This is a genomic window from Phormidesmis sp. 146-12, from assembly GCF_052939495.1.
Map to the genome: position 1 here is coordinate 117,886 of NZ_JBJPHS010000005.1, position 14,592 is coordinate 132,477.

The 14,592-nt window shown below is 47.8% G+C and carries 15 protein-coding genes; 6 read left to right on the forward strand and 9 right to left on the reverse strand.

Translation table 11 applies throughout. The features are described 5' to 3' along the window. Positions 1 to 137: 137 nt before the first annotated feature. The gene (locus ACKFKF_RS04170; protein WP_446856773.1) at positions 138 to 809 is read left to right on the forward strand and encodes a HEAT repeat domain-containing protein; all 672 of its coding nucleotides are present in this window, start codon (positions 138 to 140) and stop codon (positions 807 to 809) included. 115 nt (positions 810 to 924) lie between these two features. On the opposite strand, the gene ACKFKF_RS04175 is transcribed toward ACKFKF_RS04170, so the two are convergent. Beyond that, complete coding sequence (locus ACKFKF_RS04175; protein WP_446866520.1) at positions 925 to 1,548, reverse strand: CatB-related O-acetyltransferase; 624 nt, start codon at positions 1,546 to 1,548, stop codon at positions 925 to 927. 5 nt (positions 1,549 to 1,553) lie between these two features. Continuing rightward, a complete protein-coding gene (locus ACKFKF_RS04180; RefSeq protein ID WP_446866521.1) occupies positions 1,554 to 2,519 on the reverse strand; it encodes a glycosyltransferase family 9 protein in 966 nt (321 codons plus the stop codon). A gap of 228 nt (positions 2,520 to 2,747) precedes the next feature. Between ACKFKF_RS04180 and ispD the strand changes: the two genes are divergently transcribed. Then, a complete protein-coding gene (gene ispD, locus ACKFKF_RS04185; protein ID WP_446856769.1) occupies positions 2,748 to 3,455 on the forward strand; it encodes a 2-C-methyl-D-erythritol 4-phosphate cytidylyltransferase in 708 nt (235 codons plus the stop codon). Between the two features lie 45 nt (positions 3,456 to 3,500). Here ispD and ACKFKF_RS04190 read toward each other — a convergent pair whose 3' ends face one another. Continuing rightward, on the reverse strand, positions 3,501 to 4,637 hold the full coding sequence (locus tag ACKFKF_RS04190) for a tetratricopeptide repeat protein (protein ID WP_446856768.1): 1,137 nt from the start codon (positions 4,635 to 4,637) through the stop codon (positions 3,501 to 3,503). Positions 4,638 to 4,808: 171 nt separating this feature from the next. Continuing rightward, on the reverse strand, positions 4,809 to 6,845 hold the full coding sequence (locus ACKFKF_RS04195; RefSeq protein ID WP_446866522.1) for an adenylate/guanylate cyclase domain-containing protein: 2,037 nt from the start codon (positions 6,843 to 6,845) through the stop codon (positions 4,809 to 4,811). Between the two features lie 160 nt (positions 6,846 to 7,005). Between ACKFKF_RS04195 and ACKFKF_RS04200 the strand changes: the two genes are divergently transcribed. After that, positions 7,006 to 7,191, forward strand: coding sequence for a hypothetical protein (locus ACKFKF_RS04200; RefSeq protein WP_446866523.1), 186 nt, complete (start codon positions 7,006 to 7,008; stop codon positions 7,189 to 7,191). Positions 7,192 to 7,201: 10 nt separating this feature from the next. Here ACKFKF_RS04200 and ACKFKF_RS04205 read toward each other — a convergent pair whose 3' ends face one another. After that, on the reverse strand, positions 7,202 to 8,506 hold the full coding sequence (locus tag ACKFKF_RS04205; protein WP_446866524.1) for a HEAT repeat domain-containing protein: 1,305 nt from the start codon (positions 8,504 to 8,506) through the stop codon (positions 7,202 to 7,204). Between the two features lie 207 nt (positions 8,507 to 8,713). On the opposite strand from ACKFKF_RS04205, the gene htpG reads away from it, so the two are divergent. The 3 genes from htpG to ACKFKF_RS04220 all read left to right on the forward strand — a co-directional run bounded on the left by htpG (position 8,714) and on the right by ACKFKF_RS04220 (position 11,566). Beyond that, entirely contained in the window at positions 8,714 to 10,720 is a 2,007-nt protein-coding gene (gene htpG / locus ACKFKF_RS04210; RefSeq protein ID WP_446866525.1) for a molecular chaperone HtpG, read from the forward strand. 109 nt (positions 10,721 to 10,829) lie between these two features. Further along, a complete protein-coding gene (locus ACKFKF_RS04215; protein WP_446866526.1) occupies positions 10,830 to 11,075 on the forward strand; it encodes a UPF0175 family protein in 246 nt (81 codons plus the stop codon). Then, complete coding sequence (locus ACKFKF_RS04220; RefSeq protein ID WP_446866527.1) at positions 11,072 to 11,566, forward strand: DUF3368 domain-containing protein; 495 nt, start codon at positions 11,072 to 11,074, stop codon at positions 11,564 to 11,566. Before ACKFKF_RS04215 ends, ACKFKF_RS04220 begins: the two co-directional genes overlap by 4 nt. A gap of 41 nt (positions 11,567 to 11,607) precedes the next feature. Here ACKFKF_RS04220 and ACKFKF_RS04225 read toward each other — a convergent pair whose 3' ends face one another. From ACKFKF_RS04225 to ACKFKF_RS04240, 4 genes are all read right to left on the reverse strand, one after another. After that, the gene (locus tag ACKFKF_RS04225; protein WP_446866528.1) at positions 11,608 to 11,853 is read right to left on the reverse strand and encodes a hypothetical protein; all 246 of its coding nucleotides are present in this window, start codon (positions 11,851 to 11,853) and stop codon (positions 11,608 to 11,610) included. 67 nt (positions 11,854 to 11,920) lie between these two features. After that, positions 11,921 to 12,289, reverse strand: a complete 369-nt coding sequence (locus ACKFKF_RS04230) for a clan AA aspartic protease (RefSeq protein ID WP_446866529.1) — start codon at positions 12,287 to 12,289, stop codon at positions 11,921 to 11,923. Beyond that, on the reverse strand, positions 12,289 to 12,561 hold the full coding sequence (locus ACKFKF_RS04235) for a hypothetical protein (RefSeq protein WP_446866530.1): 273 nt from the start codon (positions 12,559 to 12,561) through the stop codon (positions 12,289 to 12,291). The genes ACKFKF_RS04230 and ACKFKF_RS04235 overlap by 1 nt, the downstream gene beginning before the upstream one ends. 372 nt (positions 12,562 to 12,933) lie before the next feature. Next, the gene (locus ACKFKF_RS04240; RefSeq protein WP_446866531.1) at positions 12,934 to 14,091 is read right to left on the reverse strand and encodes a hypothetical protein; all 1,158 of its coding nucleotides are present in this window, start codon (positions 14,089 to 14,091) and stop codon (positions 12,934 to 12,936) included. Between the last annotated feature and the right edge of the window lie 501 nt (positions 14,092 to 14,592).

Consider the following 14,592-nt stretch of genomic DNA (forward strand, 5'->3'; position numbering starts at 1 on the left):
GCAGAAGGACAAATAACGCAGCGGAAGACCTCACTCTCTTCGAGTGACCCCCACGGAGTCGAATTGAGATATTTTTAATGTTCGAGTGTTGGTCTAGCTTCTACAATAGGAGAGCAATATAAAGTTTTGTAAAAATTATGAGTCTTAGCATCGACGAAATTTCGAGCCAGCTTGACAGTGAAAGTTCGCGCGATCGCATGATTGCTTTAGCATCTCTGCGACATATTCCTGCCGAAGAAGCGGTGCCGTTGATCAAAAAAGTGTTGAATGACGAGAGCTTACAGATTCGATCGATGGCGGTCTTTGCACTGGGACTCAAGCAAACCGACGAATGCTATCCGATTTTGATTCACCTGTTGGAAAATGAGAAAGACTATGGAATTCGTGCAGATGCGGCGGGTGCGCTGGGGTATCTAGAAGACATTCGGGCTTTTGAGCCGTTAGTTCGCGCCTTTTACGAAGACACGGATTGGCTGGTGCGATTTAGTGCGGCCGTCGCGTTGGGCAATCTCAAAGATCCTCGCGCCAGAGATGTGCTGGTTCGCGCCCTGGATAGTGAAGAAGTCGTGCTACAACAGGCGGCGATCGCGGCTCTTGGTGAAATCAAAGCGGTCGATGCGGTCGATCAGGTGTTGAGATTTGCTCAGTCCGACGATTGGCTGGTGCGCCAGAGATTGGCCGAAGCGTTGAGCCACATGCCCAGCGAAAAGAGTATTTCAGCCCTCAAATATTTAGAAAAAGACAGCAACCCCAGTGTGGCGCAGGCTTCTCGATTGTCGCTGCAAAAGCTGATGAGGGAAGAAGCGTAAAAGACGGAGGTTCCTTTGCTTGTCAGATTCAGAATTTGTTAAATGTTGATCGAGTCTGGAGTGATCAAAACGGGACTCGATCGCACTCAAGGGAACCGGAGATCTGATAATTCTTCTACTCAGCATTTCTCAGCGCTCGAAGGTCAGTGTCCATAATCAAACCAATGTTGCGGGTGATCTTGTTAATCGCCCAATTCCACCATTGAATTTCTAAAAGTTGGGCAATCTCAGCCTCACTAAACCGCAGTTTGAGCACACGAGCAGGATTTCCCCCCGCGATCGTATAAGGCGGAACGTCCTTTACCACAACCGACTTCGCAGCAATCACCGCCCCATCTCCAATCTGTACTCCTGGCATGATCAGCGATTCATAGCCAATCCACACGTCGTTTCCGACTATCGTATCGCCTCGACTGGGCAGATCCATTAGCTTAGACATTTCGGCTTCCCAGTCTCCGCCAAAAATGGGAAATGGATACGTGGAAATGCCGTCTAGTTTGTGGTTTGCGCCATTCATGATGAACTTAACATTTGTCGCAATGGCGCAAAACTTACCGATGATCAGTCGATCGCTGCCATAGTTGTAGAGAACGTTTCGCTCAAAATCCTGGGGGTCGATCGGATCGTCATAATACGAAAAGTCACCCACAATAATGTTGGGCGAGGTCACACAATTTTTGAGGAAACAGATGCGCGGTTGATGAGCGATCGGATAGCGCTGATGGGGGTCAGGTTCCATCTCAACTAGCCATTCCACACGCGATCGAGAATCGTTTGCGGTGAGAGATCTGCCATCTTCCCGGTCGGGGACTTAATGCCTAAAACTCGTTCACTCTTGGGCAGCAGTTTGTCGGGATCAGTCGGCCCAAATAATGCCAACGTGTAAGTTTGAGCGGCGATCGCTAAATGCATCGGAGCGCTATCAGTACAGAGCATCAGACTCGCTCCCGCAATCATCGCTACCAGTTTGCCAATATTGTCGGGTGACGTGACTTTGAGTTTGGGAAGGGTTTGGGTCAGAGCGCCGACGATCGCCCCATCATCCGGGCCTTTGATCAGGACGATCGGTAATTCTGGTTGACGTTGCTGAAAATCCCGAATAATCGCTTGCCAGCTTTCGACGGGATAAAGTTTGTCGATGCCTTTCTGTTGAGAAAGCTCACTCGCGCCGCCGTGAATCACCACATAGCGACCGTCTTGAATGCCCAACCGCTTGCGCTCACCGTCTGCCCACTCCAAATCTTTGGTCGGCACACTCACCGATAATTCTGGCGTTGGCGTATTGATCCCCAAGCCTTTGAGCAGGTCATGGTACATCGTCGCCGCATACTGATCCGAGTTAAGCGGAATGGTCTTCGTCAAAAACAGCTTCGACGTTGACCCCGACCCGTAGCCAATCCGCGTCGGAACGCCACTCAACCACAGCAAAAATCCCACCGATCCCCGCTGTCCTAGTGTTAGCGCCAGATCGTACTCGCGATCGCGAATCACTCCCAACAGATTGCCAAAATCAGCGAGGCTGTTGCTGCCTTTAAAGTCAAACAAAATCGTATCGTTGACAGACTTAGAAACTCGATAAGCGCCTTTCGCTCTCGGCTCAACCACTACATCGATCTGGGCATCAGGATACGCCTTTTTGAGATCTTCGATCGTCGGGAAGAATAGAATTTGATCGCCAATTCCGCCAGGAACTAGAGCAAGGATTCTCATAACATTTCTTTAAGCGCTGTCCGCTCACTATTCTATGTGAATTTGAGTTAGTGTCTTGAATTATTCGCGCTCCTGATTTGGGCTTTCTGAAACCCTTGCCTAGAGGGACTCAATTTTTATTCTCTAGTCCATCGCGAATAATTCGTGACACTACCGAATGTAGATCGATTAAACTCATCCGAACGTGACCAATTGATCTTTTTTCTCTTTCTAATTTGAGGCATTTTCGTGTATTTACTCATTCCCGCAGCCGGATCAGGGCGACGCATGGGCAGCGCGTGGCAAAGTCAGGGCAAACCCCCTCGCAACAAACTACTGCTGCAACTTCGGGGCAAGCCTCTGATCGCTTGGACGCTGATTGCCGCAGAAGCTGCCGACTCGATTCGCTGGATTGGCATAATCGGTCAACCCGACGACTGGGAAGCGTTTAAGCAGATTATCGCATCCTTGGCGCTCACCAAATCTGTGCAATTCATTCAAGGAGGCGCAACCCGGCAAGAATCGGTGTATCACGGCTTACAGGCACTTCCCCCCGATGCAGATCAGGTGTTGATTCATGATGGGGCGAGATGTCTGGCAACCCCGGATTTGCTTGATCGCTGTTCTCAAGCTCTGCTGACCTGTTCGGGATTTGTGGCGGCGGTTCCCGTGAAAGACACGATTAAGGTCGTCGATGCTGATCGCGTGGTCAAAAGTACGCCCGATCGCAGTCAACTCTGGGCCGCCCAAACGCCTCAAGGCTTCTCAGTCCCGCTACTTAAGAAGTGCCATGCTGAGGGCCGTGAGCATGGATGGGAAGTGACAGACGACGCAGCCCTGTTTGAGAAATGTGGCTTGCCCGTACAAATTGTTGAAGGCGAAGAAGCCAATTTGAAAGTGACGACTCCGATGGATTTGGCGATCGCTGACTTTATTCTTCGACAACGAGAAGCGTAGGTAACTGGTTACGGTGAGAAGATTGAATCCATGCCAAAAAACGGCTCACTTCAACTCTTTGAGCACCTTCTCTACTTGACTGACTTCTTCGGACTTGCCCTGTTGCTGATAGAGAGAGCGGGCCTGCTCAAAAGCAGAGATTGCCTCAGAGGATCGATTGCGGGCCCGGAGCGCCGTTCCTAATTGAAAGTACGCACGAGGATTTTGTGGCTCAAGCTCAATGACTTCTCGATAAACCAAAATTGCCCGCATGTATTCCTGCTGCTCTAGTGCCAACTCTCCTAAAGCGACTTGAGCATCCACCAGTTTGGGACTGACATTGACCGCCCGTTGATAAGAAGACAGAGCGCCCTGGATATCGCCCGTTTGCTGCAAGATTTTGCCGACTTGAAGGTGCAGCTTGCCGTTGGTGGGATCGCGTTTGATAGCTCGATTAAAAGCTGCTAGTGCCGCAGGTCGATCGCCCTGACTCAACCAGGCCATCCCTAATCCAATTTGAGCGTTGCTGTTGCGAGGATCAAGCTCAACGGCGCGATTTAAGGCAGCGATCGCTTGTTTGGGCTGATCTTGTTGAAGCAGCATGAACCCGATCGAAGCTTGAGCCTGAGCATTTTTGGGATCGAGAGAGATGACTCGTCGATAGGTTTCGATCGCTTTGTCGTATTGACCCTGACGCAGTAGAACGGCTCCTAAACCCAGATGAGCATTGAGATTTTTGGGAGCAAGCTGAGTAGCTCGACGATAAGCGGTCGTGGCGGCGGCATCGTCTCCTAAATTAGCCAGACTAAAGGCGAGGGCGTACTCAAAATCAGGATTGCTCGGATCAAGCACGATCGCTTGCTGATAAGCCTGCACCGCTGCCTGAAAGTTGCCTTTTTGGGCTTGGATGTAGCCGATTCCAGAAAAGATTCGGGGATTTTTTTCGTCGATCGCGGCGGCTCTCTGATAGATTGCCAGGGCTTCTGCCAGGTTGCCTCCGTCTAACAAGTCACGCCCCTGTTGCAGCAAATCATTGAGGTCTGACTGGGTAGCGTTTAGATTAGACGCTTGTGCCAAAACGCTTTGAGGAGGCAAAATCAACAATCCGCCCAATAGCAGGCAGGCCATCTGCGTCAGCAGATATCTCTTCGAGAGCGCGACGTTTGATCCGTGCCAAGGCGATCGATCAGAAATTCTAGACATGGTGCGGTGCAGAGGAATGGAAGTATCAGATCGGTTATTATTTGTTTTTGTAATATTATTTGTTTTTGTAAATGGAAAAGACTGCCCTCCTGAAAGCACTAAAGCTCCGTCCAAGAAAGTTTTATGATTCTACCAACATCTCATCCTTTTACATAACTTCACGTTACACGATCAGAAAATTTGCCGACCTGTGAGGAGATAGGTCTTCATTTCTCCTTTGCTTTTGATAGAGACGGCACCTCTTTTGGTGAAGTGATACTGATGCTTTAGTAATTGATACGTGGTTGCCGAAACTTGGATTTGTCCGGTTAATCCGTGAGACTCCATGCGATTTGCAGTGTTCACAGTGTCACCCCACAGATCGTAAATAAATTTTTTAACCCCAATCACGCCTGCGACGACCGAGCCACTGTGAATTCCAATCCGCATTCTAAACTCTTTGTGGTTCTTGAGATTAAATTGAGCCAGGGCTGCTTGCATTTCTAACGCCATTTCTGCGATCGCCTGAGCGTGATCCTTGCGTCGATTGGGCACACCGCCTACGACCATGTAAGCATCCCCGATCGTTTTGATTTTTTCTAACCCATAGCGATCGCTTAAGTGATCAAATGCCGAAAAGATTTCGTTGAGCAAGCTGACCAATTCGATCGGCGAAAGGCTGACTGTCAACTGTGTAAACCCCACCAGATCTGCAAACAAAACCGTTGTCTCATCAAACTGTTCGGCGATACCGCTCCATTGATTGCCCGGTTGTTCGAGTTTGATTTGTTCTTGTTTGAGACGATCGACAATCGATCGGGGCAGCACATTGCACAAGAGATGCTCAGTCTGGCGCTGCTGATCAGAAAGGGCGATTTCGGCTCGTTTGCGCTGGATAAATTCACCCAACTGATTGCCAATTACCATCAAAGTCTGAATCAAGGCAGGGTCGGGCTGTCTGACCTCGCGGCTCAAAAATGTCACCACGCCCAAAACTTCGTTGTTGCTGTAAATTGGAACGCCGAAAGCTGCGTGTAGTCCGGCTTGGACGGCGACCCCTTGCGGGTAACTCGAAGAGATCGTCGAGGGCAAAAAATCTGCCTGAGCTACATCTGAGATCCACAGGGGAGATTGGTCTTTCCAGATTTGTCCGGGCAGCCCTGAGCCGAAGGTAAAGGTGGTCTCGCGCATGGCTTTCACATATTTTAGAGCGCCGCTCAAGGGTCTAGACCAGATTTCTACACAGTGCAAACCCAAAGCAGAACAGCGCGGAAATTCTTCTGGCAAAAAGGGCAGTTCTTCGGTGACTTGTTCTTGAGGCATCCACAGTTCAACGATGTCCCATTCCAGGCTTTGACAAATCGCGGGCAAGAGTTTTGCAACGGCCGTCGTCAGCGTTGGGGATCTGGAGAGAATGCCGCTGGTCGTATACTGAGCCATCAACCGCTGCTGAGTACGCTGCTGCTCGGTGACATCTCGACCGATGTAGATAAAGTCTGTGGTTTGATCGAGTCCGGTCTGGATCATTGAGCAAGAAAAAGCAATCGATCGCTTCTCTCCCGTTTTGGTTCGACAGACCACTTCAACATCTCTCAAGACTCTGCCCTGAAAAGCCACCGACGGCTGAATGGCTTGAGGCATAAAGTTTGGGTCGGCAATGATCAGGGAGAGCGGCTGGTGAATGAGGTCTTGGCGATCGTATTCCAGCAGTTCTTGAGTCGCTTGATTGACGGTTTTGATGATTCCTAGCGAAGTGGTGACGATTAGCGCGTCCGCCATCGACGTGATGATTTTATCGACATATTTTTTAGAGGTTTCTAATGCGCCAAGAAGCAGGCTCATTTCGTTAGCGCCCTGCACCAGACTTTGTTCGAGCGTCATGCGTTCAGAAACGTCTTCTAAAAAAAGAATCAGCGAACGGTTGCAGTCACCTTCGTCATGCTTGAGGGCGTAGAGGTCAAAGTAACGATGAGAACCATCTGGCAAAGCACGAGCGATCGCACTAAGGCGAAAGTCCGATCGCTGTCCTTGTATGACGGACTCTAGATCAGCTTCGACCCCAAACAACTCTGGCAACCCCAGACAACAATGCTTTCCGGGGACAAATCCATCTGAGGTGTCTGCGTATTGATGAACGTCGATCGAGGTTTCTACGATTTCTAGCTGCTGATTGAGCGTCAGATATTCAATTCCACGCAGCGATAATAAGTTTTTGAATAGAGCCGTCATTCTGCTGAGTTTGTGACCAAACGCTTGAAGTTGTTGGGGTGGACACTCACCTCAAGCTGTTTCACATCAGAACTCTGTTGAGACGCACGTACCCTGGTGACTACAGTTCCCACTCTGGTTGAAAGATCCAACGCTTTGTTTGGGTTCTTAGGATCGTGAATTGAATAAGATCGATGATTGCCTGGTTGCTTCGCCCCCTAAATCCCCCATTCTGGGGGACTTTGAGAAAGCAGACATTCTAGAATTTAAGGCAGTTTCGCGGTTCAAAGTCCGCCAAATTTGGGGGGTTTATGGGGCAGAAGCCGAATTAAACGACGCGAAACCGCGAGAATTACAGGTTGTTTAATTCACGATCCCTAGCGTCTCCATTCTTGAAGGGCGATCGCAACTCCTCGTCCCAGTTCTGAATCACGCTCACGTTGAGATAGCTGTTCTAATCGCTGGTATGCCGTGTCAGGCGCGAGGGTTTTGAGGGCAGAAATCACATGCAGCCGGACGTTGACACTGGGATCAGCGAGCAGATCGATCAGTGGGTTGACAGCGTTGGGGTCGCCCAATTGTCCGAGGGCCAGGGCGAGAGATTGACGGGCAGTGGTCGATCGCGCAAAAGCCGCTTCGTGAGTCAGCAGGTCTAACAAGATTTGGGTGGCTTGGGGTTTGAGGTCAGGCTGATCGACTCGTCCCAAAACGACTAAAATCTCCTGACGTACCGCTTCTGCCAAAGGCAATTGGATCAGGGCGCGATGGAGATACTGTAACGCCTCTGATCGACCTGCCCAACTCAAAGCGCGAACTAGCTCGATCGCCAACAGTTCGGGGGTGTGAATCGACTGAAGAGATTGAAAAAGCGCTTTTATCGCCTCCAAACTGCCTAGTCGACCCAGGGAGATCGCGGTTTGTTTGCACACGTCTAGATTCCAATCCAACAGCAACGGACGCAGGTGAGCAACGAGATCGAGCGCTGTCGCTTCGGCGGCACAAAATCCTAAAGCAATCACGGCAGCGCGTCTGACCGCAGCGATCGGATCTTGAAGCGCACCGATCAAAGCCGCAGAAATTTCAGGATGATGGAAGCTCCCCAGGGACTCGATCGCCATCGCCCGAATCTGAGGATCAGCATCATTCACCACTTCTAGCAATAAAGGAACGGTTGCCGGACGACGCATCTGAGTCAACGCCTGGGCTGCGACTAAACGAGTCTTATCGGATTGCAGCAATCCTTGCAAAGTTGCGATCGCCCCCTCTCCCAAAGCTACCAACACGCTCACCGCCATACCCCGCAGTTCTTCTTGATCAGAGGTTTTGAGCAGACGCACGATCGCCGCCAACACATCGGGATGAGCAAACCCGCCCAAAATACGCACCGCAAACCATTGAGCCTCAGAATCTGCGTCAGACTCTAACAGCGCAATCAAAGGCGCGATCGCTCGGTTTCCCAGGGTCGGAAACACTTTGGCAACGTCCCATCGATCCTGAAAGTCGCCGCCCTCAAGAACCCGTAGCGCCAGATCTAGAAGTGAGTCAAGTTCGACGGGTGTCTCGATCGCACCCTGAGACTCAATTAATAGAAGTTGCTGAAGGTCTTGACTAACGATCGACCACTCTTCCTGCTGGGCAGCCTGTTGTGCCTGCTGCAAAATTTCACGATGGCTTTGGTTCACGGCTTTTCGATCAAATCGGCTAAATGTAGGTTTCCAGCTTTACTTTCCCACATTTGAAACAATTTTTCCTCAAGCGGCGCGGCCTGAATGACGGGTAGGGAAATCCGATCTCCCGCATCGGAAACCTGTACTCATTACAATAGAAGCGATCGCACCCTCTTCGACCAAAATAGGGTCTGAGGTCTTCTGAGTAACCAGGAATTGACTATGACAACCATTCTGGAACAGGGCAACATCAGTATTCATACTGAAAATATTTTTCCGATCATCAAAAAGTGGCTCTACTCTGACCACGAAATTTTTATCCGAGAACTGGTTTCAAACGCTGTCGATGCCATTCAAAAGCTCAAAATGGTGTCTAACTCGGATGAGTTTTCGGGTGAAGTGGGCGAGCCAGAAATTGTGATCGCAATCGACAAAGCCAATCAGTCTCTCTCGATTTCTGACAATGGGATTGGGATGACCGCCGATGAGGTAAAAAAATACATCAACCAGGTGGCGTTCTCTAGCGCTGAGGAGTTTGTCGAAAAATACAAGGCAACCAGCGATCAGCAAATTATTGGTCACTTTGGTCTGGGCTTTTACTCGTCGTTTATGGTGGCCAAACACGTCACGATCGACACCCTTTCATATCGTACAGAGTCGCAAGCAGTAAACTGGTCTTGTGATGGATCGACCGAATTTAGACTGTCAGATAGCGATCGCACTACGCGAGGCACAACGGTAACATTAACGCTGCAAGACGAAGAACTGGAATACCTGGAACCTTACCGGATTCGTCAGCTAATTAAAACCTACTGCGACTTTATGCCCTTCTCGATCAAACTGATCGAGCCACCGACCGAAGGCGAAGAAGTCAAGGCACCCGAACAGATCAACCGCCAAAAAGCCCCCTGGAAGGAGTCTCCGCGCAATCTCACCAAAGAAGATTATCTGGAGTTCTACCGCTATCTCTATCCGTTTCAGGAAGACCCTTTACTCTGGGTACATCTGAATACGGATCATCCATTTGTTGTGAATGGGATTCTCTACTTTCCCAAGCTCAAGCCCGATGTGGATGTGAGTAAAGGTCAGATCAAACTCTTCTGCAATCAGGTGTTTGTCAGCGACAACTGCGAAGAAGTGATTCCCAAATTTTTGCTGCCGCTGCGAGGCGTGATTGATAGTGCAGATATTCCGCTGAATGTGTCGCGCAGCTTTTTGCAGAACGATCGTACCGTCCGTCAAATTGCCAACTACATTGCCAAGAAAGTCGGCGATCGACTAAAAGAACTGTATCGCGACGATCGGGCAGAATACATTCGCTGCTGGCAAGACTTGGGAACGTTTGTCAAATTTGGCTCGATCAACGACGACAAATTCAAAAAACAGATCGAAGATATTCTGATCTACCGCACTACAGCGAATCTGAGCGACAATACGCCAAAGATCGAAGTGCAAACCGCCGAAGGAGACGCTTGGCAAGACTCATCTAACGCTGCAACGAATGTCGTAGATGGCAAATCTTACACCACACTCAAAGAATATCTAGAACGCAACAAAGAACGCCACGAGAATCGCGTTTTTTACTGCACCGATGAAGTCACTCAAGCCACTTACATTCAACTGCACACCAGTCAAGGCTTAGAAGTGCTGTTCATGGATTCTTTTATCGACAGTCACTTTGTCGGGTTTTTAGAACGAGAATATTCTCACATCAAATTCTCACGAGTTGATGCCGAATTAGACGACACGCTGATTGACAAAGATCAGTCAGAAATCGTCGATCCGACCACCAATCAGACTCGCAGCGAACAGATCAAAGCGTTGTTCCAAAAAGCGCTCAACAAGCCCAAACTGATCATTCGGACGGAATCGCTCAAAGGTGACGACCCCGCCAGCACGCCGCCAGCAATGGTCTTGTTACCCGAACATCTGCGCCGAATGCAGGAGATGAATGCATTATTACAACAACAAGTGATGCAGTTTCCTGAAGATCACATTCTGTTGATCAATACCTCTCATCCAATGATTCAAAATGTGATCAATTTGAGTCAGGGTGCCATTACCACAACTGATGGTCAGTCTCCTTCTGCGGAGTTGGCAAATCTGATCTGTCACCATGTTTATGATCTGGCGTTGATGGCCCAAAAAGGCTTTGACGCAGACGGCATGAAGGCATTTGTGGAGCGATCGAACCAGGTGTTAACCAAACTCACGGCCCGCGCTTCCTAATTCCCAAATCTGTAGTCCGTAGTGATGTCATTTTCATTGCGGACTACCAGCATTGGCAGGAAACTGTGGTAAGAGTCGTAGAATAGGGCCCAGGGAAGGAAATGTAGCTATGAGCATTGTTGTTTCTGACGAAATTCTAAGTGCAACCCACATGACTGAAGCTGAAATGCGCCAGGAAATTGCAGTCATGCTCTTTCAAAAAGAAAAGCTGACACTTGCTCAAGCTAGCCAGTTTGCAGGGATGCACCGCATTGCTTTTCAACACTTACTCGCTAGTCGTCACATCTCAGCCCATTACGATGTAGAAGATTTTGAGCAGGATATTAAAAACTTGCGGGAGATGGGTAGGCTGTGATCATTGTCAGTGACACGTCACCCATCAACAATCTTGCAGCCATTAACCAACTTCATCTTTTGCATCAACTATATGGGACAGTTCTCATTCCTGAAGCTGTTTATCGAGAACTGACTGATCCCAGCTTTCCGGTCGCAGGTGCAATCGAGGTACAAACCTTTGATTGGATTCAAACTCGTGCGGTTAGCAATCGCGCAATTGTCGAAGCACTTAGCAATGAACTTGATGTTGGCGAAGCTGAAGCGGTTGCTCTAGCGGTTGAAGTTCAGGCTGATCAGATGTTGATTGATGAACGCCGAGGGCGATTGGTGGCGGCTAGACTCAATCTACGATATGTGGGGATTTTGGGCGTTCTGGTCGAGGCAAAAGGTCAAGGTTTGATTGTTGAGGTGAGGCCATTGTTGGATGCTTTGATTAACCAAGCTGGGTTCTGGGTCGCTGAACCTTTGTACAATAGCGTTTTACGGCTTGTTGACGAAGATAAATTGTGATGACACTATCGGTGATTTTGCATCGCCTAATCTCTGAACCTCTATTTGTCTTGTGATGTTATTGCATCCTGTACGTCTTGCTGAGTCGATGCCTGTTGAATTGTCCTCATCAATAGACGCAGCGCTTCATTGACTGCCGCAGCATCAGGAAACATGGCGGCTACATCAGGATCAAGTTGAACTGTGAGGGCCAATCGCTTACGTCCTTGACCCCGCGCTACAACAGGCATTTGGGTAAAGTCGTATTCGGGGCGTAGGTCATCATCCATTTCAGAGGTCTGACTCATAAGCTTTACGTTCTTGGCGGGTGACTGGACGGGCACAAATCAGCTTAGATATGCGCTCAAGTAATCTTTAAGGCAATGCTGTAATCGTCACCAATCCGCCAGCGATGCTCTGAATCTTCAACTCATACCCTTCAAGCAAACCTATTCCAACCAATGGCTCGGTTTCTGACTCGTTGATTTCAATGGTTCTAACCTGCCCATCCCAAATTACAGAGGCTTCGTAGACATTAAACATGCATAGACTGCCATCACCCAAAATACCCTCTTGCTGCATGTACCAAGTCATTCCTAAAGTGGTAATGACGATAGATGGCAAAGTTAGAAAACCTGTATATCCTGTGTCAATAACTGCTCTAATTCCTTGGCGTTGCTGATCTTTTCCAAGCACCGCTAATTGTACAATTGCCTCTCGATTTGCATTCACGCTTCCAATCATCATGTAGATACAGTAGGGCGAAACCCAAGGCGATGGACGGCACGATGTCCAATCCGAATTCCAAAGATTTGCGCGTCAGGGTAGCGTTTTAGCAGTTGCTTGGCAGCGGTCAGGCTATCGTCGCCGATCGCAAAGGCTCCGGTTTCGATATCGATCGCCACAATCTTTCCGTGGTTGCCCGCTTCGACTTGGAAACGCACCTGAGCTTCATAGATTTCATTCCCCCGTCGAGCGAACTCTTCTTTGCTATAGCGGGGTTGTCTAACTGTCATTAGCTTGACCTCATTTCAACCATGCCTCTATATTTTAGCTTCGATCGTTTTATCTGCGATCGCGGTACTCGATGACCCAAACTTTGATCAAGAACTTTCAACTACCGCCACGTTGATTGGGTAGGGTGACGATCCTAATCATCGGCAGATAGTAGGTTTCACATCACTACACTGAACAAATGTACGTGACAAAGAGTTGATATTTTAGAGGTTCCACATCACAATTTTGCTAATCAAGCTGCTGGCGCAACCCTTTCGCTTAAATTAATTGGCTTGCTGTTTATCGTTTATGAAACAAACTGCCTATGAGTGCATCTTCTGATGCTGAAATATAGATGGGTATAGCTTGTCCACAAAAGCTACTACTCCTGATTAAGGTAAAACTTTTTCTAAAAGGAAAGTGTCAACGACTCCTAAGCCCAAGCCTGAAATTACTCCTACACCGGGAACAAGACCAGCAAGTGTAGAGATTGCTAATCTTGAAGCTTTACCGGTACTACCTTGTGCAAAAACTCCTAATCTTGAACGAATATCATTAAGCTGCTCGACAATCTCAGAGTCGCTAACGTTGTCAATTTTCCTAAGCCATTCTCGAAATATTTTGAGTTCCTGGCTTTCACGTACCTCAAGTAGCTTCTCTACATCTACTGTTTGGTGAGATTCAGAAATAATACTAGGACAGTTCTTGAGTCGAAGCACACGATTTAGATTTACCTCAAGTTGATGGGGATCAATTGATTGAAAAAGAAACTCTAGCTTGTCTTCAAGAAGAGGAGCCTCATCTTCTAGAAAACCTGATACTGCATTGTGTACTTTCATCTCAGCTATCCGCTGATTTAGACCAGCTACACCAAGAACTGCTTTTTCTGCAATCTTATGAACTTCCACTTCATCTAAAGAAAAGACCTCGCCTAAATTGGTTTCTACTTGAAAAATTTGGTTATCAACTTGATGAAGCTTAATCAAAAAATCATCAGGTTTTACATCAAGGCCTTTTTCTTTTTTCAAGACGATTGCTGTAGATGACTCAATTCCTCTATTGCCAGCAAGGTCACCATTCACTTGTTTTAAGAGCTGTGACTCAAAATCTTGTAAATAGTTGTTGTCCAATGCGGCTACAACTGCCCGCTTAAGCTTTTTAGTGTGGTTATTGTTTAGGTTTGCCGTACCAACATTTCTGAGATTATCACTAATCCATTTTCTTCTATCTGCTGAGAACCCATACGAAACACTGTAAGTACCAAGAGGTAGAGCCTTCCCGCTAGGAACAAGAAAAGAAGTTTGTCCGACTTGGGCTGTAATACGAAGCTCACAGGAAATTCGTAAAGCATCAGATGACAATAATGCTAACGTACCCTCAAATCCAAATGCTTTAACTAAATATGCTATTTCTCTTAGATTTGGAGAATACAAGATGAATGTATCGAATAAAAGCAATTTGTTGACTAAAGACTGTAAATCAAAAAAGTTGCCTTCACCATTAAGGTAGATTTTCGAGCATAAACCGAAAAGATTATTTTGGATGTTCATTAGAAGAAATTGTTGCTCACTGATAGCATTAAATTAACTATTTTGCTGCGACTTCTCAGATATCTACTTTAATTATAGCTTGTTGAAAAATTAAGCTGCACCCATACAGACTTGATACCCTATCTTATTGATAACCCTTGGCAATCTGCCTCTGAAAATTAATAATAACCTATGTGAATCGTCTTTATAGACAAGTCAGCAAGCTAGCAATCTCCTCTAATGAATGTTTTGGATAATTGTGACTTGATCGCATTAATCGTCCCAAAGTTCTCCGTGTAGTATCTGACTCTAACGAAATTGCTCTGAATCCTTCTGTCTCAATCTTAAAATTTTGTGGAGAGATTTATAGAGTACGTCGATCGACTTCAACGGCCGCCACAAGAACGCTAACCAAAATTAAGATTTTTAGGATTCCAAAAAGCGAAAAATTTGTGTATCATACTCCGCAGTGGTGGAGGAGCGCCCCGAAGAACTGATTGGCAGATCAGAACTCCGAGGACT